The organism is Nocardia sp. NPDC051787 (genome assembly GCF_040681325.1).
GTDB lineage: Bacteria > Actinomycetota > Actinomycetes > Mycobacteriales > Mycobacteriaceae > Nocardia.
Genome location: NZ_JBFAYO010000001.1, coordinates 328551 through 349561, shown reverse-complemented (window position 1 = coordinate 349561; position 21011 = coordinate 328551). Strand labels below are relative to the sequence as shown.

Annotated in this window: 20 protein-coding genes; 15 read left to right on the top strand and 5 right to left on the bottom strand. The window is 69.3% G+C overall.

The genetic code is table 11. The annotated features are described in order from the left end of the window. Positions 1-39 precede the first annotated feature (39 nt). The 9 genes from AB0M45_RS01640 (at position 40) to mnhG (ending at position 10591) form a co-directional block, all read left to right on the top strand. Entirely contained in the window at positions 40-483 is a 444-nt protein-coding gene (locus AB0M45_RS01640) for a hypothetical protein (RefSeq protein WP_364321533.1), read from the top strand. A 212-nt stretch (positions 484-695) separates the two neighbouring features. Next, positions 696-2993 (top strand): AAA family ATPase, encoded by a 2298-nt coding sequence (locus AB0M45_RS01635; protein ID WP_364321530.1) that lies wholly within the window; start codon positions 696-698, stop codon positions 2991-2993. A gap of 125 nt (positions 2994-3118) precedes the next feature. Continuing rightward, on the top strand, positions 3119-4420 hold the full coding sequence (locus AB0M45_RS01630; RefSeq protein WP_364321527.1) for a hypothetical protein: 1302 nt from the start codon (positions 3119-3121) through the stop codon (positions 4418-4420). A 110-nt stretch (positions 4421-4530) separates the two neighbouring features. Beyond that, a complete protein-coding gene (locus AB0M45_RS01625; protein WP_364321524.1) occupies positions 4531-7440 on the top strand; it encodes a Na+/H+ antiporter subunit A in 2910 nt (969 codons plus the stop codon). After that, a complete protein-coding gene (locus tag AB0M45_RS01620) occupies positions 7437-7820 on the top strand; it encodes a Na(+)/H(+) antiporter subunit C (protein ID WP_364321521.1) in 384 nt (127 codons plus the stop codon). The genes AB0M45_RS01625 and AB0M45_RS01620 overlap by 4 nt, the downstream gene beginning before the upstream one ends. Continuing rightward, a complete protein-coding gene (locus AB0M45_RS01615) occupies positions 7817-9430 on the top strand; it encodes a Na+/H+ antiporter subunit D (protein ID WP_364321518.1) in 1614 nt (537 codons plus the stop codon). The genes AB0M45_RS01620 and AB0M45_RS01615 overlap by 4 nt, the downstream gene beginning before the upstream one ends. After that, positions 9427-10002 carry a Na+/H+ antiporter subunit E gene (locus tag AB0M45_RS01610; protein ID WP_364321514.1) on the top strand — a complete coding sequence of 192 codons (576 nt, stop codon included), beginning with the start codon at positions 9427-9429 and terminating at the stop codon, positions 10000-10002. The genes AB0M45_RS01615 and AB0M45_RS01610 overlap by 4 nt, the downstream gene beginning before the upstream one ends. Beyond that, positions 9999-10259, top strand: a complete 261-nt coding sequence (locus AB0M45_RS01605) for a monovalent cation/H+ antiporter complex subunit F (RefSeq protein WP_364321511.1) — start codon at positions 9999-10001, stop codon at positions 10257-10259. The genes AB0M45_RS01610 and AB0M45_RS01605 overlap by 4 nt, the downstream gene beginning before the upstream one ends. Further along, positions 10256-10591 carry a monovalent cation/H(+) antiporter subunit G gene (gene mnhG / locus AB0M45_RS01600; RefSeq protein WP_364321507.1) on the top strand — a complete coding sequence of 112 codons (336 nt, stop codon included), beginning with the start codon at positions 10256-10258 and terminating at the stop codon, positions 10589-10591. The genes AB0M45_RS01605 and mnhG overlap by 4 nt, the downstream gene beginning before the upstream one ends. A gap of 25 nt (positions 10592-10616) precedes the next feature. Here mnhG and AB0M45_RS01595 read toward each other — a convergent pair whose 3' ends face one another. The 5 genes from AB0M45_RS01595 to AB0M45_RS01575 form a co-directional block, all read right to left on the bottom strand. Next, the gene (locus AB0M45_RS01595) at positions 10617-11984 is read right to left on the bottom strand and encodes a DUF5933 domain-containing protein (protein ID WP_364321504.1); all 1368 of its coding nucleotides are present in this window, start codon (positions 11982-11984) and stop codon (positions 10617-10619) included. Between the two features lie 68 nt (positions 11985-12052). Next, positions 12053-13198, bottom strand: coding sequence for a glutamate--cysteine ligase (locus AB0M45_RS01590; protein WP_364321501.1), 1146 nt, complete (start codon positions 13196-13198; stop codon positions 12053-12055). 11 nt (positions 13199-13209) lie between these two features. Further along, positions 13210-13893 (bottom strand): superoxide dismutase family protein, encoded by a 684-nt coding sequence (locus tag AB0M45_RS01585; RefSeq protein WP_364321498.1) that lies wholly within the window; start codon positions 13891-13893, stop codon positions 13210-13212. A gap of 156 nt (positions 13894-14049) precedes the next feature. Continuing rightward, positions 14050-14607 (bottom strand): LytR C-terminal domain-containing protein, encoded by a 558-nt coding sequence (locus AB0M45_RS01580; RefSeq protein WP_364321495.1) that lies wholly within the window; start codon positions 14605-14607, stop codon positions 14050-14052. A 48-nt stretch (positions 14608-14655) separates the two neighbouring features. Then, positions 14656-15009 (bottom strand): DUF3263 domain-containing protein, encoded by a 354-nt coding sequence (locus AB0M45_RS01575; RefSeq protein WP_364321492.1) that lies wholly within the window; start codon positions 15007-15009, stop codon positions 14656-14658. A 184-nt stretch (positions 15010-15193) separates the two neighbouring features. Between AB0M45_RS01575 and AB0M45_RS01570 the strand changes: the two genes are divergently transcribed. The 6 genes from AB0M45_RS01570 (at position 15194) to fahA (ending at position 20893) form a co-directional block, all read left to right on the top strand. After that, positions 15194-15784 carry a peptide deformylase gene (locus AB0M45_RS01570; protein ID WP_364321489.1) on the top strand — a complete coding sequence of 197 codons (591 nt, stop codon included), beginning with the start codon at positions 15194-15196 and terminating at the stop codon, positions 15782-15784. Next, on the top strand, positions 15774-16781 hold the full coding sequence (locus AB0M45_RS01565; protein ID WP_364321486.1) for a GNAT family N-acetyltransferase: 1008 nt from the start codon (positions 15774-15776) through the stop codon (positions 16779-16781). The genes AB0M45_RS01570 and AB0M45_RS01565 overlap by 11 nt, the downstream gene beginning before the upstream one ends. Before the next feature lie 34 nt (positions 16782-16815). Then, positions 16816-17646, top strand: coding sequence for an exodeoxyribonuclease III (locus AB0M45_RS01560; protein ID WP_364321483.1), 831 nt, complete (start codon positions 16816-16818; stop codon positions 17644-17646). 74 nt (positions 17647-17720) lie between these two features. Further along, on the top strand, positions 17721-18347 hold the full coding sequence (locus AB0M45_RS01555; RefSeq protein ID WP_364321480.1) for a TetR/AcrR family transcriptional regulator: 627 nt from the start codon (positions 17721-17723) through the stop codon (positions 18345-18347). 174 nt (positions 18348-18521) lie between these two features. After that, positions 18522-19718 carry a homogentisate 1,2-dioxygenase gene (locus AB0M45_RS01550; protein WP_364321477.1) on the top strand — a complete coding sequence of 399 codons (1197 nt, stop codon included), beginning with the start codon at positions 18522-18524 and terminating at the stop codon, positions 19716-19718. Further along, entirely contained in the window at positions 19715-20893 is a 1179-nt protein-coding gene (fahA, locus tag AB0M45_RS01545) for a fumarylacetoacetase (RefSeq protein WP_364321474.1), read from the top strand. Before AB0M45_RS01550 ends, fahA begins: the two co-directional genes overlap by 4 nt. Positions 20894-21011 lie beyond the last annotated feature (118 nt).

The following is a 21011-nucleotide window of genomic DNA, read 5'->3' as shown; positions in this document are numbered from 1 at the left end:
CGGAGGCTCCGGCACGACGATTTACCCGGGAAAGCACGTATGAAGCGAACTTCCGCCATCGCCCTAGCCGTTGGGGCGGTGGGTTTCTTGCTGGCAGGCTGCGGTGGAGCGAACGATTCCACCGACGCGAACGGACTCCGCGAGGGCGCGTCGGCCACCAGCACCAGCACACCCGCGCGCACCTCGACCGCTCCCATCGCGGCGCCGAACGCCGACCCGGACACGGGCACGGACGCGCCGGTCACCACGATGAAGGAGGGCACCTCCTCGCTCGGGCCCGCGTCCAGCACCACCTGCGGTGAGTTCAAGAAGCTGGATACCGAGGGCGAGAAAGCGCTGATCGAGCAGATTCTGGCGGAGAACCCTGGCGGTCCGTTCGAGGGCAGCCCGAATGTCGCGCTCGGCACCGCCAAGCTGGTCTGCCTGTCGCCGAGCGTGGCGAACACCTCGGTCGCGGTCGCCGCCGGAATCGTCGAGAAGTAGCAATACGCGGCCAACGCGTTATTTTGCCGACGAGGGCCCGATCCGTCATCTCGGCGGAGAAATTCGGGGCCGCGAGGCGATGTCGAAAACGCCCCGCACCCTCGGTTCCGTGACCACACTAACAATTTGGTCTCCCCGCTCCGGGGCATGCGTGCTTTATGCCGAAGCACGACATAGTGACCGACAGCGGGGATACGCGGCAGAATGGCACAGTGGCAGAACTGGCACTCACCGCCCGGCTGAATCCCTCCGCCGCCGATGCCCGGCGCGGGGTGGTCCGGCTGCATCCGGAGGCGCTGACCGCGCTCGGACTGCGGGAATGGGACGGGATCATGCTGGTGGGGACGCGACGTACGGCGGCGGTGGTCGGTATCGCCCGCTCGGGCACACCCGCCGGAGTCGCCCTGCTCGACGACGTCACGCTGTCCAACGCCGGCCTGCGCGAGAACGCGACGGTGGTGGTCTCGCCGGCGACGGTCTACGGCGCGAAACAGATCTCGGTGAGCGGTTCGGTCCACGCCACTCGCACGATTCCGGCCGCGACCCTGCGGCAGGCGCTGCTGGGCAAGGTGGTCACGGTGGGCGACGCGGTCTCGCTGCTGCCGCGCGACCTCGGTCCCGACATCAGCTCCACGGCGGCCACCCAGGCACTCTCGCGCACCTTCGGCATCGCGTGGACCACCGAGTTGCTCACCGTCACCGCCACCGATCCGCGCGGCCCGGTGAGCGTGCAGCCGAACACCGCGGTGGTCTGGGGTGCGGGAGCCGTCGCCGCGCGCGCCGCGGCCGATCTGGCCTCGGCCGGAACGCCCATCCCGGTCGGCGAGGCCTCGCGCGGCGCCACCGAGGCCGCCGCGTTCTGTACCGCGGCGGGCACCAATGGCGCCGCGGCGGGACGGACCGCGGCGACCAGGGATCTCGCACCGCGAATCTCGATCGAGGACCTGCCCGGCATGCGCGGCCAAGCCGCGAAACTGGGCGAATGGCTCAGCCTCGCGCTGGACGAGCCAGAACTGCTGCGCACACTCGGCGCGAAACCGCATCTCGGCGTGCTGATCACCGGACCCGCGGGCGTGGGCAAAGCGACGCTGGCCCGCGCGGTCACGGCGCGGCGGCGCGTCGTGGAACTGGACGGCCCCACCATCGGCGCTGCCGAGAGCGGCGCACGGCTGCGTGAAGTCGCGCAGGCGGTGGCCGACATCGGCTCTGGCCAAGGCGGCGTCCTGCTCATCACCGATATCGACGCATTGCTGCCTGCGGACCCCGAACCGGTCGCCACGCTCATCCTCGACCAGCTGCGCGCGGCCATCGCCGAACCGGGCGTCGCTCTCCTGGCGACCACGGCGCATCCGGCCGGGATCGACCAGCGGCTGCGGGCCCCTGACCTGTGCGACCGCGAACTCGCCCTGCCCCTGCCGACCGGCGCCGTGCGCAAGGCGCTGCTGGAGCAACTGCTACGCCGAGTGCCGACGGAGGACCTGAAACTCGACGAGATCGCCGCGCGCACGCCGGGATTCGTGGTGTCCGATCTGGCGGCGCTGTGCCGAGAGGCGGCGCTGCGTGCGGCGTCGCGGGCCAGGGAGCAGGGTGAGCCGCAGCTCACCCAGTCGGATCTGCTCGGCGCCCTCGAGGTGATCCGGCCGCTGTCCCGGTCCGGCATGGACGAGCTCGCGATCGGCAGCCTGAGTCTCGATGATGTGGGCGACATGGCGGAGACCAAGCAGGCGTTGACCGAAGCCGTGCTGTGGCCCCTGCGGCATCCGGACTCCTTCGCCCGGCTCGGCATCGACCCGCCGCGCGGCGTGCTGCTCTACGGCCCGCCCGGCTGCGGCAAGACCTTTCTGGTGCGCGCGCTGGCCGGTACCGGGCAACTCAGTGTGCACGCGGTCAAGGGCGCCGAATTGCTGGACCGGTGGGTCGGCTCGTCCGAGCGTGCGGTGCGCGAATTGTTCCAGCGTGCCCGCGATTCCGCGCCGTCGCTGATCTTCCTGGACGAGGTCGACGCGCTCGCCGCCCGCCGCGGGCAGACCGCCGACGCGGGCGTCGGCGACCGGGTGGTCGCGGCGCTGCTCACCGAGCTCGACGGCGTGGAGCCGCTGCGTGACGTAGTCGTGCTCGGCGCGACCAACCGGCCGGAGCTGATCGACCCGGCGCTGCTGCGGCCGGGCAGGCTGGAACGACTGGTCTTCGTGCCGCCGCCGGACGCCGCGGCGCGGCGGGAGATCCTGCGCACCGCGGGCCGAGCGGTGCCTTTGGCCGACGACGTCGACCTCGACGCGCTCGCGTACGAATTGGACGGCTACTCCGCCGCCGATTGCGCCGCGCTGCTGCGCGAGGCCGCGCTCACGGCGATGCGCCGGGATATGGAAGCCGCCGACGTGACCGCGGCCGACGTCGCGGCCGCCACCGCGATGGTGCGCCCCTCACTCGACCCGCTGCAGATCGATGCGCTGCGCCGCTACGCGCGCGAGCGCGGACATGCCGCGGCCAGCGAGGGCCGCTACCTCTAATCGAGCCGAATCCAGCACCCTTTCGGTAAACCATATCTTCGAGCATCTTTCGCACTCGAGACATTTTCGGGCAAATCGCCAGCAATTCCAGGATCGCGGGACCTCCGCGGGTAAGTTCGACAACCGTGCGCAGGATCGGCGAGGTGGTCGACGCGACGACGGCGTTCATGGGCGCCGTGGTCGCGGGCGTCACGCTGTTTCTGCCGGTCAGCGTCACCACGCAGCAGCAGACGACGCCGTACCGGATCGCCGGTCTGCTCAACAGCGTGCCGCGCAGCGCGGCGCTGGCGGTGATCGTCGCCGTCACGGTGGCCGTGTTGGTCAGCACGACCGCCCGTCCGCTCACCGGGTGGGCGACGGCGACGGCAGGCGCGCTGGGCCAGCTGATCAACCACTTCGCCGGGCGCCAGGTGTCGACGGCCGAGATGCTGACCACGCAGAACTACATCGACTCGGTGTTCGGCGCGGTGCTGCTGGGCGGGCTGGGCGCCGTGGTGCTGCGACGGCGGCTACCCGCCGCGGCGTTCGCGGTAGGCGCCATCGGGTTCTTCGCCTTCGGCGACCTCGCGGAATTGCTGGATATCGACGCCGATCCGTACGCGGTGCTGGAGACTCCGCCGCGCTGGATGATCGGCGTGGCGCTGGGCTTACTGGTGATCAGCACCTTGCGCAACTGGTCGCAGACCGAGGAGCCGAAGACACCGCGCATGGCGATCGCACTGCCGATGGCGCCGATCCTCGCCGCCATGGTGCTCGCGCTGGTCGTCCTGGCCGGCACCGAATGGCTGGGCCGCCAATACAGCAAGCTGCCCGCCGAGAGCCATACGGTCGAGATCGTGATCGTGGTGGCCGCGACGATCGTCAGCGCCACGGCCGCCGCCATGCTGCTGCCCGGCCGGGACGGCACCGGCGTGTACCTGGCCGTGAGCCTCACCGCGGCGGTCGACGCGGTGGGTTACGCGGTCCGGCCCGGCTGGAGCGCGGTGCTGCTGATCCCACTGGCGGCGGCCGGTGTCGCGCTCGGCACCCGGCTTGCCTCGGCCGCCATCGCCGTCCTGCTGGTCGCGGGCATCGCGATCTTCGCGATGGTCACCTCGACAACCGCGAGCACGGTCGGCTTCGCCGCGATCAGCGCCGTCATCGCGCTGACCGCGGGCTATTGCTGCGGCACGGCACGTCCGCGCTACCCGCCGAGCGGCGTTCTCGCGATCTCCGCGCTCTATCTGCCTTCGGCAGCCTCGGTGATGCCCGACAAACTCGAGGGCTGGCACGCCGACGTGCCGGTGCACGACCCGACGCCGGGCCGTGCCGCGCTCGCCATCGTCATAGGCAGTGCGATCGGACTCGCCGTGCTCCGGAAATTCCGGCCCCGCAGCCAGCCACGCCCGAAAGGGCAACCCGAGAGCGAATCGTTAGCGGACATATAGCTTCGACCCGAAGGTATAGCCGACGCCATATTCGCCCACTCCGCGAAAAAACCAGGCTTTACGTAGGATTGTCCCGGACACCCCGCCGCCCCTACTCGACGGAGTGAAGTTTGCTCGCAATCCTGCTCGCGCATGCTGCCGCTGCCTTGATGGCGCCGCTGTGGGTGCGGGCACTGGGACGCAACGCTTTCTATCTGCTGGCGTTGGTCCCGCTCGGCTGCCTGGCTTGGGTGATCACGAATTGGTCTGAGCCCCAGCGGGTTCGGCTGACCTGGGCGCCGAGCATCGCGATGAACATCGACTTGCGTTTCGACACGCTCGCGGCCGTGCTGTCCGCGCTCGTGCTGGGCGTCGGCGCGCTGATCCTCGCCTACTGCGCCAGATACTTCGAGGACGACGAACCGCGGCTCGGCGTGTTCGCCGCCGAGCTGATCGCCTTCGCCGGCGCGATGTTCGGGCTGGTGACCAGCGACAACATGCTGCTGCTCTACGTGTTCTGGGAAGCGACGACGGTCCTGTCGTTCCTGCTGATCGGTCACAACGCCGAGCAGGCCGCCACCCGCAGGGCCGCGATCCAGGCGCTGCTGGTCACCGGCGCGGGCGGGCTGGCGATGCTGGCCGGCATCGTCGTGCTGGCCGAATCGAACGACAGCTACTTACTGTCGGATCTGCTTGCCATGGGGAGTCCACCGAGCGGTACGGCCGCGAGTGTCGCGGTGGCGCTGCTGCTGGTCGGCGCGCTCACCAAATCCGCGGTGGTACCCCTGCATTTCTGGTTGCCCGGCGCGATGGCCGCGCCGACGCCGGTGAGCGCGTACCTGCACGCGGCGGCGATGGTGAAGGCCGGTGTGTACCTGGTCGCCCGGCTGGCGCCGGTGTTCGCGCAGAACCCGGTGTGGCATCCGCTGGTGCTCTCCCTCGGTCTGGCGTCCATGCTGCTGGCGGGCCTGCGGTCGCTCCAGGTGGTGGATCTGAAGCTGGTGCTGGCCTTCGGCACGGTGAGCCAGCTGGGGTTCTTGATCGTGCTGGCCGGCATCGGCACGCCGGACGCCGCGCTGGCCGCGATGACCATGCTCATCGCGCACGCGCTGTTCAAGGCGTGTCTGTTCCTGGTGGTCGGGATCATCGATCACGGGGCGGGCACACGTGATCTGCGCAAGCTGTCGGGGCTTGGCCGCCGGGCTCCGGTGCTGTGCGGCACCGCGATCCTGGCCGCGCTGAGCATGGCCGGAATCCCGCCTCTGCTCGGCTTCGTCGGCAAAGAGAGCGCATTGGGCGCCGTTTTGGACGCGGATACGCTCACCGCGCCGGCGCGCGCCGCGGTGACCGTGGGTGTGGTGCTCGGATCGATGTTGACGGTCGCCTACAGCTTCCTGTTCGTGTGGGGCAGTTTCGCGGACAAGCACGTCGCGCTACAACCCGCCCCCGGCGCCACACCGGTCACCCACCATCCCAGCGAAGTGCCGGTCGAGCAGGCCCAGCCGGAAGCCGCGGATCGCGGCGGCCGCTGGCATCCTCCTGGCGCCCTGTTCCTGGCGCCGCCCGCCCTCCTCGCGGTAGCGAGCCTGGTGGCCGGTCTCGCGCCGTCCTGGCTGGACGCGCGGGTGCGTCCCTACGCCGAAACGCTTGGCGGACCGCCGCTTTCGCCTCTGGCGCTGTGGCACGGCGGCACCGCCGCGTCGGCGTTGACGGTGCTGATCGTCGCCACCGGCGTCCTGCTGTACCGGCTGCGCGACCGCTTCCCCGAATCACCGCGACCGCGGCTCGGCAATGCCGACCGCGCCTACGACGCCACGCTGCGCGCGATGGACACGCTGTCGCTGCGGATGACCGGCGCGGTGCAGCGCGGCTCGCTGCCACTGAGCCAGGCGGCGATCCTGGTCACCCTGGTCATCCTGCCGAGCGTGCTGCTCGCCCTCGGCACCCGCACGGGAGTCACACTGCGCCGGTGGGATTCGCCGCTCCAACTGGTCATCGGCGTGATCATGGCGGTGACCGCGCTGGCCGCGACGGTGCAGCGCAACCGTTTGGCGAGCGTACTGGTCGTCGGTGTGACCGGCTACGGCTGCGGCGTGATCTTCGCCCTGCACGGCGCGCCCGACCTTGCGTTGACCCAATTCCTGGTGGAGACGCTGACCCTGGTGATCTTCGTCCTGGTGCTGCGCGTCTTCCCGGCGACGATCGAGGCGAGCAGGACGACCGCGTTCAAGGCACGCAGGGCGATCCTGTCGGCGCTGGTCGGCGCGGTGGTCGCGGTGCTCGCCGGTTTCGCCGTCGCGGCGCGCACCGCCGAACCCATCTGGCATCGGATCCCCGATGCCGCATACGCACTCGGCGGCGGCGAGAACGCGGTCAACGTGCTGCTCGTCGACCTGCGCGCCTGGGACACCCTCGGCGAGATCTCCGTGCTCGTGGTCGCGGCGACCGGTGTGGCCTCGCTGGTGTTCCGCAGCAGGCGTTTCGGCAGCGCGCCGCGTGCGGCGGATTCCCCCGACTACGACCCCGATCTGGTGAGCTGGCTGCCGGCGGGCCGATTGGTCGCCCGAGCCGAACGGTCGATGGTCCTGCAGATCACCACCCGTCTGGTGTTTCCCACAATCATGGTGCTGTCGGTCTACTTCTTCTTCTCCGGGCACAACGCACCCGGCGGCGGATTCGCGGGCGGACTCACCGCTGGACTCGCGCTGACGCTGCGGTATCTCGCGGGCGGCCGCTACGAGCTGGGCGAGGCGCTGCCGATCGACGCGGGCCACATCCTCGGTGCCGGCCTGACCTTGGCGGCGGGCACCGCGGTCTCCTCGCTGCTGCTCGGCGCACCGCCGCTGTCCTCGGCGATCATCGAGCTGACGCTGCCGGTGCTCGGTCACGTCAAGGTGGTCACCGCGCTGCTGTTCGACCTCGGCGTGTACCTCATCGTGGTCGGCCTGGTCCTGGACGTGCTGCGCAGCCTCGGCGCGCGTCTCGACAGCGAGCTGGCCGACGCAGAGACCACCTCGGAGCAGGGGGATTCCGGCAGATGACGGCGAATCTGACGCTGCTGGTCGTGATCGGCGTCCTGACCGCGTGCGGTGTGTACCTGATCCTGGAACGCGCCGTGTCGAAGATGCTGCTCGGGTTGATCCTGTTCGGCAACGCGGTGAACCTGCTGATCCTCACCGCGGGCGGCGGCGACGGCAAACCGCCCATCCGCGGCGAGACCGAGACCGAGACCGAGGATATGGCCGACCCCTTGGCCCAGGCCATGGTGCTCACCGCGATCGTGATCACCATGGGCGTAGCGGCATTCGTGCTCGCCCTCGCCTATCGCGCCTACATGCTCACCACCACCGATGACGTGGCCAACGACCAGGAAGACGTGGACGTCGCCCGGCGGCGCGCAAGAGAGGACCCGGAACGGTGAACCTCGCTCCGGGTCTGCTGCCGATCCTCGCTCCGCTGCCGGTACTCGTTCCGCTGCTCGGCGCCGCGGCCACGCTCGTCTTCGGCCGCAGGCCCCGCGTGCAGAGCGCGGTGAGCTTCGCGGCGCTGGCCGGCGTCGTGGTGATCAGCGGGCTGCTGCTGTTCCTGGTCGACCGGGACGGCACCACCGCGCTGCAGGTCGGCAACTGGCCGGTGCCGATCGGCATCACGCTGGTGGTAGACCGGCTGTCGGCCGCGATGCTGCTCGTCTCGTCCATCGTCTTGCTGTCGGTCTGGCTCTACGGCGCGGGCCAGAACATCCGCGACGGCGACGAACGGCAACCGACCTCCATCTACCGGCCCACGTATCTCGTCCTGACCGCCGGTGTTTCGGCCGCGTTCCTGGCCGGTGACCTGTTCAATCTGTTCGTCGGCTTCGAGATCCTGCTCGCCGCATCGTTCGTGCTGCTCACCGTCGGCGCGACCACCGAGCGCATCCGCGCGGGCGTAGCTTACGTGATGGTCTCGATGGTCTCGTCCCTGATCTTCTTGACCGGCATCGGGCTGACCTACGCGGCCACCGGAACCTTGAACCTGGCCCAGCTCGCGGTCCGGTTCGGCGCGGTGCCGGACGGCACCCGCACCGCGATCTACGCGGTGCTGCTGGTGGCGTTCGGCATCAAGGCGGCGGTCTTCCCGCTGTCGAACTGGCTGCCCGACTCCTATCCGACCGCCCCCGCACCGGTGACCGCCGTGTTCGCCGGCCTGCTCACCAAAGTAGGTGTGTACTCGATCATCCGGACGCACTCGCTGCTGTTCCCCGAGGGCGGCTTCGACTCGGTGCTGCTGGTGTGCGGTCTGCTCACCATGCTCGTCGGCATCCTCGGCGCCATCGCGCAGAGCGACATCCGCCGGTTGCTGTCGTTCACGCTGGTCAGCCACATCGGATACATGGTGTTCGGGGTAGGGGTGGCCAATACGGCCGGGCTGTCGGGCGCGGTGTTCTACGTGGCGCACCACATCCTGGTACAGACCTCGCTGTTCCTGGTGGCCGGACTGATCGAGCGGCAAGCCGGATCGACCTCGCTGCGCAGGCTGGGCGGGCTCGCCGCCGCCAGTCCCCTGCTCGCGGTACTGTTCCTCGTGCCAGCGCTGAATCTCGGTGGTATTCCGCCCTTCTCGGGGTTCATCGGCAAGGTCGCGCTGTTGCAGGCGGGCGCCGAACGAGGCAGCGCGCTGGCCTGGGTGCTGGTCGGCGGGGCCGTGCTCACCAGCCTGCTCACCCTCTACACCGTGGCGCGGGTCTGGAGCAAAGCGTTCTGGCGCCCGCGTGAAGACGCGCCCGAGGGGCACCTCACCGCGGCGCGACCACCCACGCTGATCGAGGAATCGACCGTCGTGCACTACGACGAGCGGATCGATCCCGGCCGGATGCCGGTGCTGATGGTGCTGTCCACGGCGGCGCTGGTCACCGTCGGCCTGTGTCTGACGGTGCTGGCCGGGCCGATCCTCGCCATCGCCGACCGAGCCGCGGTCGACCTGCGTGATCCCGGCGTGTATATCGGTGCGGTGCTGGGTGGTTCGCCCGACGATCCCGGAGCGTTGCGATGAGCGACGAGCAGACCACGCACGGCACGCGGCGCGACACGGTGGTACGGATCGCCATTCTGGTCTGGCTCGCCCTCGTCTGGATCGCGCTGTGGGGCGATCTCAGCATGGCCAACCTCCTGGGCGGGCTGGTGGTCGCCGCACTGATCATGGTGGCGCTGCCACTGCCGCGCGTGCCGGTGACCGGACGGCTGCGCATGCTTCCGCTGATCGAACTGCTCGTGGTGAGTGGGTATTACGCACTGGAGTCGAGTCTCCAGGTCGCCTGGTTCGCGATCCGCCCGGCGCCGACGCCGGTGTCCGGAGTTCTGCGGGTGTATTCCGGCACGCGGTCGGATCTGGTGCTGGTGTTGTGGGCCGATCTGCTCAACCTGATTCCCGGCACCATGGTGCTGGAGATCGACCGCGGGCGCTGTGTGGTCTATGTCCACGTCCTCGACGTCGGCAGCGACGCCGCCGTGGACAAGTTCTATCGGACCACCCGGCGGCTGGAACGCCTGCTGATCGAAGGGTTGGAGCGCCCCACCGGATGGCCGTTCGGCCGACCGACCTCGCCACCGGAGGTAACCCCGTGACCGTTGTCGCCATTCTCGCCGCCGTCTTGCTGACGGCCGCCGCCCTGCTGACCACCTATCGCGTCGTGGTGGGCCCGAGCACGCTGGACCGAGTCGTCGGCGTCGACTCGCTGATGGCCATCGCCGCCTCCGGACTGGCCGTCTGGGCGGCCTACAGCGTCGATACCACGCCGATCCCGGCGATCGTCGCGCTGGCGCTGGTGGGGTTCCTCGGCTCGGCCGCGGTGTCCCGGTTCCGGGTGCGGGACGACACATGAACCTCTGGCACGTGCTCGCGGGCTTCCTGATCCTGTTCGGCTCGACACTCGCGCTGACCGCCGCGATCGGACTCGTGCGCTTCCCGGACACCCTGACCCGGATGCATGCCGCGACCAAACCGCAGGTGATCGGGCTGATCCTGGTGCTCGCGGGCGCCGCGATCCAGCTGCGCGGGCACGGCGACGTCTGGGCGCTGGCGCTGGTCGGGCTGTTCACGCTGCTCACCGCACCGGTGATCGCCCACCTCATCGGCCGCACCGCCTACCGCGAGCAGCGCCACCGCGACGGACTGCTGCGCGTCAACGAGATGCGCGACGACGACATCGACTAGCGTCGGAGGAGCCGGGCAACCGTGCTCAGAGCGCGGCGTGCTCGACCTCCCGCCGCGCCTGCTGCGGCTCCCGCACGCTCGCGAACCACGTCGCGTGGAACGCCGCGGCCAGTCCGGCCAGCAGCCCGAGCACGACGGTGCCGGCGAGCACCGGGTACTCGGCCATCGGCACGGCCAGATACCGGTAGGACAGCAGCAACGCGGCCAGCACCGCCACGCCGCCGGCGACGAGCCGGATCCGGAACCACCCCCAGCCGCGCTCCGGCTCGCGCAGCGTGGACTCCACCGTGAGGCACAGCACCGCACCCGCCACCAGGTCGACGCCGTAGTGGTAGCCGAAGCCCAAGGTGGCCGCCAGGGTGGCCAGCAGCCAGAACGCACCGCCCCAGCGCAGCCAGCCCGGCGCGGGCGCGCCGTCGAGGTCGCGGCGGGTGTGCAGGAAGACCGACAGCGCCCAGGCCGTATGCATGGACGGCATGCAGTTGCGCGGGATCGCCGCGTCGAACGGCAACGGCATCGGATTCCGGTCGATCGGCGGCACGACACCCGGCCAATAGTTGCCCAGCTGCAATCCATCGCCGTCCGGCCCGTACGCGAACATCGGCCCCACGACCGGGAACAGCACGTACACCAGCGGGCCGACCAGCCCCAAGGCGAGGAATGTGCGCACCAGGTAATGCGACGGCCAACGGCCCGACGACACCACCCGGCGCAGCTGCCACACGGCGACGACGATCGCCGCCACCGGCAGCTCGATGTAGACCCAGTGCAGCACCGCGTAGACCACCGGCCCCATCGCGTCGATCGCGCGGCCGAGTACCCAGGACGGATCACCCAGCGCGTGGTCGGCCAGGATCACGTACTCGTCCAGCACTGTCGGCCTGCCGATGACGGTGACGTGCAGCCATACGTCGCCGACTTTGGTGGCCAGGATGAGCAGCGCGCCGAGCGCGGCCGCACGCAGTGCGTCGCGCCGCTCGGCGCCGGTCCAGCGCAGCCAGGCCAGCAACGCCAATGCGGTGAGCACGATGACCGGGCCGTTGCCGATCGCGAACGGCTCCCCGGCCAGCAACCGGGCGCCTGCCCACACCACATCGATGGCCACCGCGACACCGACCGCGACCAGCCTGCGCCGGACCGAAATACCTACCAGGGCAAGGATCAACCCCGCCCACGGAACCGACATGGACTTGGGCGTGCCGACATAATCCCGCCACAGGCTCTCCAGCGGTCCTTCGAAGCCCTGTCGAATGGCGATGACCTGCAACGCGATCAGCAAGACGGGCACCGCGGCCACCGCGGCCACGACCCAGGCCCGGGGCCGCGGCTCGCGACTGCGCACTACCGCGCTACCTACTCTGACACCCGGGTCTTCGACAAGCACGACAACCATAGTAAACAGGGGGTGAACGGCATCCCCCTGGCCAGCTGAACAGCAACCGACTCACCTGCGGCGCTTCGCTACTGGTTCAGCTCCTTGACCAGCGCATCCACCACCGCGACCAAATCGCCCTGCGACGCCGCGGCAACCCGGCGCTGCCGCTGATACGAGGCGCCCCGCTTCGGGATCTCGGCGACCAGCGCGAGCTCATCCGCGCAGCCGATCCGCGCCGCCGTCGGCTCGAGCCGGTTCAGCACGTCGTCGAGGTCGTCGGTAACCAACCGCTCATTGCTGTCGGCGTCGGTGATGATGATCGCGTCCAGCCCGTATCGCGCGGCCCGCCACTTGTTCTCCTGCACATGCCACGGCGGAAGGGTGGGCATGGCCTGGCCCTCCACGACGCGCCGATCCAGGTCGACGATCAGACAGTGGATGAGCGCGGCCATCGCGGCCAATTCGGCGCGCGTGGAGATCCCGTCGCACACCCGCACCTCGATCGTGCCCCACTTCGGCGCCGGGCGGATATCCCAGTGCATGCCGCCGAGCTGCGTGAACACACCGGTCTTGAGCTGGTCGTGCACGAAATGCTCGAATTGCGTCCAGTTTTCGAACTGGAACGGCAGACCCGCGGTCGGCAACTGCTGGAACATCAGCGTCCGGTTGCTGGCGTAGCCGGTGTCCGAACCGGACCACATCGGCGAGGACGCGGACAGCGCGAGCAGATGCGGGTAGGACACCAGCAGCGAGTTCAGAATCGGAAAGACCTTGTCGCGGTGGGACACTCCGACGTGCACATGCACGCCCCAGATCATCATCTGGCGGCCCCACCACTGGGTGCGCTCGATCAGCTCGTCGTAGTGTTCCGAGCGGGTCAGCTGCTGCGCCGACCACTGGGCGAACGGATGGGTACCCGCGCAGAACAGGTCGACGCCGAGCGGGTCGGCCGCGCGCCGGACTGTGTTCATGGTGCCGCTCAGGTCTTCCACCGCCGCGCCGACGGTGTCGTGCACGCCCGTGACGATCTCCACGGTGTTGCGCAGCAGTTCCTTGGTCACCTGCGGCGTGCCGTCGTGGGCGCGCAGGTCACCGACCGAGTCGAAGACCGCCGCCGCGGTATTCGACAGGTCGCGGGTCACCTTGTCGACCAAGGCGATCTCCCATTCGACCCCGATGGTGGGCCGGGGCGAGCCACCGAAGGGAACGTGTTCGATTCCTGCCCCGGCCATATGACACCGTTCTACTGGATGACGCCACAGGCGACACGACCACCCGCGTCGCCGGTCGCCAGCGTCGTCTCGTCGGGGCCCGCGACGCCGTCGGCGCGGACATAGCGGTTGGGGATGTTGCCGAAGTTGTCGGCGTCGGCGTGGATGATCAGGGCCTTGCCCTTGATCTCGTCCACCGTGATCGAGTCGGTGGTGGTGACCAGCTTCGCGGCGCCGTCCGAGCGCACCTCCAGCGAGGTCAGGTCACCGCTGGCCGGGTGCGCGTTGGCGCTGCCGACCTGCAGATGGCCGCCGGCCGAGAGGAAGTCACCCGCCGGTCCGCCGGTCGGCGCGACGGAGTTGGGCTCGCACTTGCCCACCGAGTGCACGTGCAGGCCATGGAAGCCGGGGCGCAGCCCGTGCGCCTCCACGGTGACCTGGAGATGATCGCCGTCCTTGGCGAAGTTCGCGGTGCCGACCGAGGCCCCCGACGGGTCCTTCAGCTCCACGTTCACCCCGGGGTCGGTGTGCGGCGTGCCGTGCTCGGTGGCCTGCTGCCCCGCCGGAGCCGGGGAACCGGTCCACACCGGCGGGGTGGTCCCCTTGACGTCACTCGACTCCTGGCTGTTCGTGCAGGCGGCGAGGCCGAAGACCGCGACCGCGAGCAGCGGGGTCGCAGTCCGCCAGGACGGGCGTCGAGTAGTGGACGGGGCCATCGGGGAACTCCTTTACGAGTACCGAGTTTACGAGTAAAGCTGGGTGGACACGTTCGTTACCGGACAGAATGATGCCACGCCCGCCGTTTCGCGCCCCCGACCGGGCCGCCCGGCTTTCTTCCTCCGTCCGACGCACGCGAACGGCGGCTACACCCGTCAGTTACCCGTGACGATGACAGTTACACCGGGCGCCGAATCCCCGATCGCGCTCGACTTCGGTGCGACGGCCGCGTCGAGCTCGTCCGCGATGGCCTGGGCCGCCTCCTTGTCACCGGGCGAATTGCCGTAATAAACGGTCGTTTTCGCGATGTTGGATCCCGGATAGTTGCCGGTTTCCGCGATCGTCCACCCGTTCGACGAGAGCTGGTTCGCCGTCTTGGCCGCGAGCCCGGCCACCATGCTGTTGTTCAGCACGCGTACCGGCACCGAACGGGCCGCCGTGCCGCTGGTCGACGCCGCGGACGTGCTGGTCGACGCGGCGGTCGAGGAAGCGGCCGAGGCCTGCGCCTTGGGCGCCGTGGTGCCCGCCGGGACCTGAGGTGCCGCGGTGGCAGTGGAGGTCTCCGGCTGGCTCGGTCCCGAGGAGTCGGTGTCGGCGTCGGAATTCGACAGCGACATCGCGCCGAGACCTGCGAAGACGATGGCCAACGCGATCAGCACCATCGCCAGGGCGCGCAACGGTGGCCCACCGGAGGTGGGATTCGGGTAGCTCACCCTCGCGAGCCTAGTCGCACGGGGTGGGTCCAGGCCCGCATCGCCGGGTCAGACCTGGAAACCGAGTCGCCGCGCCGCCCGCGCCTTCTGTCTGCTCGCGCGCAGCCTGCGCAGCCGCTTCACCAGCATCGGATCCGCCGCCAGCGCCTCGTGCCGGTCGACAAGGGCGTTGAGCACCTGGTAGTAGCGGGTCGGCGACATGCCGAACAGCTCGCGGATCGCTTCTTCCTTCGCTCCCGCGTACTTCCACCACTGCCGCTCGAAGGCGAGGATGTCGAGTTCGCGCCGGCTCAGACCGTTGCCGTCGGCCTGCTCGGCATGCGCCGACTCCGCGGTGACCTCGCCGCTCGCGGAAGGGCCGTCCTGGATCTCGGAAAGATTCCGTGCCGCTGCGCCGTCCATCTCGCTCCCTCGCCGAGTAACCACCAGACGAAAATGGTGCTTGTAGGTCGCGGATCATTCAACCACGCGCGCCGTGAAACGCCCGGGCCGCGGCGCGGCGTGTTCGCTACCTGCCGGTAGCCGGCGCGTCGCGGTTCCGGCACCCGAGGCGTTGTGACGAGGAACGCACGGCAATAATTGGCGCATGGCAATCCTCCCGATCGTGATCGTCGGCGACCCGGTTCTGCACAATCCGACCGAGCGGGTCACCCAATCGCCGGGGGAATTGGCTCCACTCATCGCGGACATGTACGACACGCTGGACGCGGCGCACGGCGTCGGACTCGCGGCCAACCAGGTCGGTGTGGGGCTGCGCCTGTTCGTCTACGACTGCCCGGATCTCGGCGCGGACGGCACCGCGACCCGCCGCCGCGGAGCGGTGATCAACCCGGTGCTGGAGACCTCGGAGATCCCGGAGACCATGCCCGACCCGGACGACGACGAAGAAGGCTGTCTGTCGGTGCCCGGCGAGCAGTTCCCCACCGGCCGCGCCGAATGGGCCAAGGTGACCGGCACCGATGAGCACGGCAACGCGGTCGAGGTGGAGGGCAAGGGATTCTTCGCCCGCATGCTCCAGCACGAAGTCGGCCATCTGGACGGGTTTCTCTATGTGGACGTGCTGGTCGGCCGCAACGCACGGGCGGCGAAGAAGGCGATCAAGCGGAACGGTTGGGGCACACCGGGATTGAGCTGGCTGCCCGGTACCGACCCCGACCCGTTCGGGCATGACGACTGACCCCGGCGCCGGTCTGCCCGATATCCCGCTCGGCCGCCGCGTGGTGCTGCGTTATCAGCTGCCCGCGGGCTATCCGCAACCGCTCACCGATGTGATCGGCGAGCTCGTCTCGCTGGACCCGCCGACCGTGCGTGGTGCCGACGGCCAAGTCGTGTCGGTGGCGCCGGACCGGGTGGTCGCGTTGAAAGCCATCGGCCCGCGGCCTATTCGCACCAAGGAGATCCGCGCACTGGAGGTAGCCGCCGCCTACGCTTGGCCCGGCGTCGAGCACGCCTGGATCGACGGCTGGCTGGCGCGTGCGGGCCACGGCTACACCGGCCGCGCGAATTCCGCTGTGCCGCTGGGCAGTTCCGAGCGTCCGGCCGTCGTTTCCGCGGAGACGCTGCACCGGATCGGCGAGTGGTACACCGAGCGCGGCCTGCCGCTGCAACTCGCGCTGCCCGATCGGCTCGCCCCGCTGCCGCCCGGCTGGCACAGCTGGCGGGAGACGCTCATACTGGCCATCGATATAGACAATTTCGTTCTGCCGCAGGGTCCTCCGATGGTGCGCGTCGCGCCGAAACCGAATGACGACTGGCTGGTGATGCACCGCTACAGCGGAGAAGACCCTGCCGGGCAAGAGCTTTCGGCTCCCATACCGGTTCCCGAGGTGCTGACCGCGGTCCACGACGGCGAACTCGGCTTCGCCTCGCTCGGCCTGCCGCATCCCCTCGCGATCGGCCGCGGCGCGCTCACCACCGCGCCGGACGGACGGCGCTGGGTCGGCCTCACCTGCGTGGCGGTCGCCGCCGCCCACCGCAGGCGCGGGCTCGGCACCCTGGTCTGCGCCGAGCTGTTGCGCTGGGGCAGCGACCGCGGCGCGACGCACGCGTACCTGCAGGTGGAGGCCACCAACGAGGCCGCCCGCGCGATGTACCGCGAACTGGGCTTCGTCGAGCACCACGCCTACCGATACGCGGCGCCCGCGCCTCTCGCCGAACCCGGCGGCCTGCGGTAGAACAGACCTGTCACCACTCGTGAAGGAAGGCTTCGTGCGTCTCGCCACCTGGAACGTCAATTCGATCCGCTCCCGGCTCGATCGTGTCGCGGACTGGCTGGACCGCCAGGACATCGACGTGCTGGCCATCCAGGAGACCAAGTGCCGGGACGACCAGTTCCCCTACGAGCGCTTCGACGAGCTCGGCTACGAGGTGGCCCATCTGGGCATCAACCAGTGGAACGGAGTGGCGATCGTCTCCCGGGTCGGCCTCACCGACGTCGAGCTCGCCTTCCCGAACCAGCCGGGTTTCGACAAGGACGCGGGTGCATCACTGATCAGTGCGCCGGTGGTCGAGTCCCGCGCGATCGGAGCCACCTGCGGCGGCGTGCGGGTCTGGAGCCTGTACGTGCCCAACGGGCGCACACCGCATGATCCGCACTACGCCTACAAGCTGGAATGGCTTGCCGCGCTGCGCGACAACGGCGCGCGCTGGCTGGCCGAGGACCCGCAGGCGAAGATCGCGCTGATGGGCGACTGGAACATCGCGCCGACCGACGACGATGTGTGGTCCGTGGAGTACTTCGCCGACAAGACGCACACCTCGCAGCCGGAACGCGACGCCTTCCACGCCGTCGTCGAGGCCGGGTACGCGGACGTCATGCGTCCGTTCGCGCCCGGCCCCGGCGTCTACACCTACTGGGACTACACCCAGCTGCGTTTCCCGCGTAAAGAGGGGATGCGCATCGATTTCATCCTCGCGTCCCCGGCGCTGGCCGCCACTGTCACCGACGCGATGGTCGACCGGGAGGCGCGAAAGGGCAAGGGCGCCAGCGATCACGCTCCGGTGATCGCCGAATTCACCGACCCCCCGCGGCACGCGTGACCCGGCCGTCGCAACCGCCCTTCCCGCGCCGGACCAGTGGGAATCGGGCGACCGGAACTTCTAGGGCGAGCGGCATGGGCGGCGATCCGGGCGCCAGGCAGCGGCAGCGGGCGCAGCATCTGGGCCCGCAACGGCGCCGCCCGCAGGTACTCGATACCGCGCTCGCCATCGCCGTGGAGAACGGCATCGCCGCGGTCACCATGGCCGCCATCGCCGAGCGCATGAACGTGACCAGACCGGTGGTGTACGCCTGCTTCGCCGATCGCGTCGAGCTGATCGAGGCGCTGATCCAGCGGGAGGAGGGCTACTTGGTCAGCGGCGTGCTCGAGGTGGTGACGCCATACGATGTGGACGCCGACGAGACCGTCTTCGTCGCGGGATTCCGCAGACTGTTGACGAAAGCCGCGGAGCGGCCCGACGCGTGGCGGCTGGTATACGGCAATCCCGATCCCGCCGTAGCCAATTCGTTCGGTCGCGGCCGCGCGCTCGTCGTGGAGCGCTGCGCGAAGTTGTTGCGTCCGACCCTCCGCGCCTGGGGTACCGAGGACGCCGAGCGCAAGCTGCCCGTGCTGGTGGAGCAGTGGGTATCCGCGGGGGAAGCGGCGGTGCGCGCGCTGCTCGCGGACCAGGGCGGATGGACGCCGGAGGATCTCGGTGCGTTCGTCGGCGCCGCGGTCTACCGGGCGCTGCGCAACGCCTGAACAGTCAGCTGACATTTCTTCGACGAAGGCGGGCGCCGCTCGGCAATTCGACGTGTCAGCGGCCGGATGTCCGGCAAAGTTGGCGCGGCCGGGTCGCGTTTCCGCTCCGCCTACCAGCCGCGATCACTACGATGGTGATCAACTATCCGACCACCGGCTGGCGGAGGAACGGTCATGGCGTTCTATCGGCACGTGGGTGCGGTACCGCCGAAGCGGCACACCCAGCATCGCGATGAGCAGGGCCGGCTCTACTACGAGGAGCTGATGGGCGAGGAGGGCTTCTCCGGCGACTCCTCGCTGCTTTATCACCGCGGCCTGCCGCCCGCGCTCGTCGATTCGACGGTGTGGGAGCTGCGCGATCAGATTACGACGCCGAATCATCCACTGCGCCACCGGCATCTACGCTTGCATGCGCTGTTTCCCGGTGACACCCCGGCCGAGACCGATCCGGTCACCGGGCGGCGGCTGCTGCTCGCCAACGCGGACGTGCGCATCTCGTATGTGGCCGCCAAGAGCAGGTCGCCGCTGTACCGCAACGCCATCGGCGACGAGTTGGTGTACGTGGAGTCCGGCGCCGCGATGGTCGAGACCGTGTTCGGTCCGCTGCCGGCGCGTCAGGGCGACCAGGTGCTCATCCCGCGGGCCACGACCCACCGCTGGCTCCCCACCGGACCGGAACCGTTACGCGCATACGTGATCGAGGCGACCGGCCACATCACGCCGCCCAAGCGCTACTTGTCCAAGTTCGGCCAGCTGCTCGAACACGCCCCGTACTGCGAACGCGACCTGCACGGACCGACCGAGACCATCACCGCGACCGGCACCGACGTGGAGGTGCTGGTCAAGCACCGGCCTGGCGGGCAGGTCGTCGGCACGCGCATGGTCTACGCCACTCACCCGTTCGACGTCGTCGGCTGGGACGGTTGCCTCTACCCGTTCACCTTCAACATCGCCGACTTCGAGCCGATCACCGGGCGCATCCACCAGCCGCCACCGGTCCATCAGGCATTCGAGGGCGGCAACTTCGTCATCTGCAATTTCGTCCCGCGCAAGGTGGACTACCACCCACTCTCGATCCCGGTGCCGTACTACCACTCCAACGTCGACTCCGACGAGATCATGTTCTACTGTGGCGGGAACTACGAGGCGCGTAAGGGATCCGGGATCACGCAAGGCTCGGTATCGGTGCACCCCGGCGGCTACGCACACGGACCGCAGCCCGGCGCCTACGAGAACAGCATCGGCATCGAGTTCTTCGACGAGCTGGCCGTCATGGTGGACACCTTCCGGCCGCTGGAACTCGGCGAAGGCGCGCTGGCCTGCGAGGACCCGACCTACGCGTGGACCTGGTCCGGGCGGGGTCCCGCGTGAGGACCAGGGTCGAGGTACCCGCCGAATCCCTGTTCGGTCCGGACAATCTGCCCTATGGCGTGTTCGCACCGACCGGGCAGGACTTCCGGGTGGGTGTGCGGTACGGCGATCAGGTGATCGATCTGGCTGTGGCCCTCGCCGATTCGGTGTTCGCGAGTCCCGATCTGAATGGTTTTCTGGCGCAGGGGCCAGCCCGCTGGCGCGAAGTACGCGAACAGATCCGGCAGCTGGTGGACAGTGAGATCGAGTCTGCCGCAGTACATCCTGTTGGCGACGTGGCGCTGCGGCTGCCAGTGCAGATCGGCGACTACGTGGACTTTTACGCCAGCATCGATCACGCGACGAACCTCGGCCGCCTGTTCCGGCCGGACGCCGAGCCGCTGCTGCCCAATTGGCGTCACCTGCCGGTCGGATACCACGGCAGAGCGGGCACCGTGGTGGTCTCCGGCACCGAAGTGACTCGGCCGTGTGGTCAGCGCAGAACTGATTCGGGCGCACCGGATTTCGGCCCTTCCCGGCGCCTGGACATCGAAGCGGAGCTCGGATTCGTGATCGGCCTCGGCTCGGACCTCGGCACGCCGGTCGAGATCGACCAGTTCGCGGACCGAGTCTTCGGCGCCGCGCTGGTCAACGACTGGTCAGCCCGCGACATCCAGGCGTGGGAGTACCAGCCGCTCGGCCCGTTCCTCGGCAAGTCGTTCGCGACCTCGATCTCGCCATGGATCACCCCACTGGCCGCCCTGGAATCCGCGCGGACACCTCTGCCCGAACAATCGCCCACGCCGCTGCCCTACCTGCGCGGAACGCAGGACTGGGGCCTGGACATCGACCTCACCGTGACATGGAACGGCCAACCGGTCGCGTATCCGCCCTACGCCCGGATGTACTGGTCACCAGCGCAGATGCTGGCCCATCTCACCGCGAACGGCGCGTCCACCCGCCCCGGCGACCTGTACGCCTCCGGCACCATCTCCGGCCCCGCCCCTAACCAGCGCGGCTCCTTCATCGAATTGTCCTGGGGCGGAACGGAGCCGGTCCTGCTGAACGACCAGAAGCGCACCTTCCTGGAAGACGGCGACGAGGTCACGATCACCGCATCGGCTCCGGGCCCTCAGGCGGCACGGATCGGATTGGGCGAGGTCACCGGCCGAATCCGCCCCGCCCGCACGCGCTGACCCCGGAATTGGTACCCCCGGAATCGACGTCTTAGCACAGTCCGACGCTGTTCCTCCCAGACAGAGGGACTTACGTCGTGCAAGGCTGGAGGGTGCCCGGACACGATGACCAGGTGGA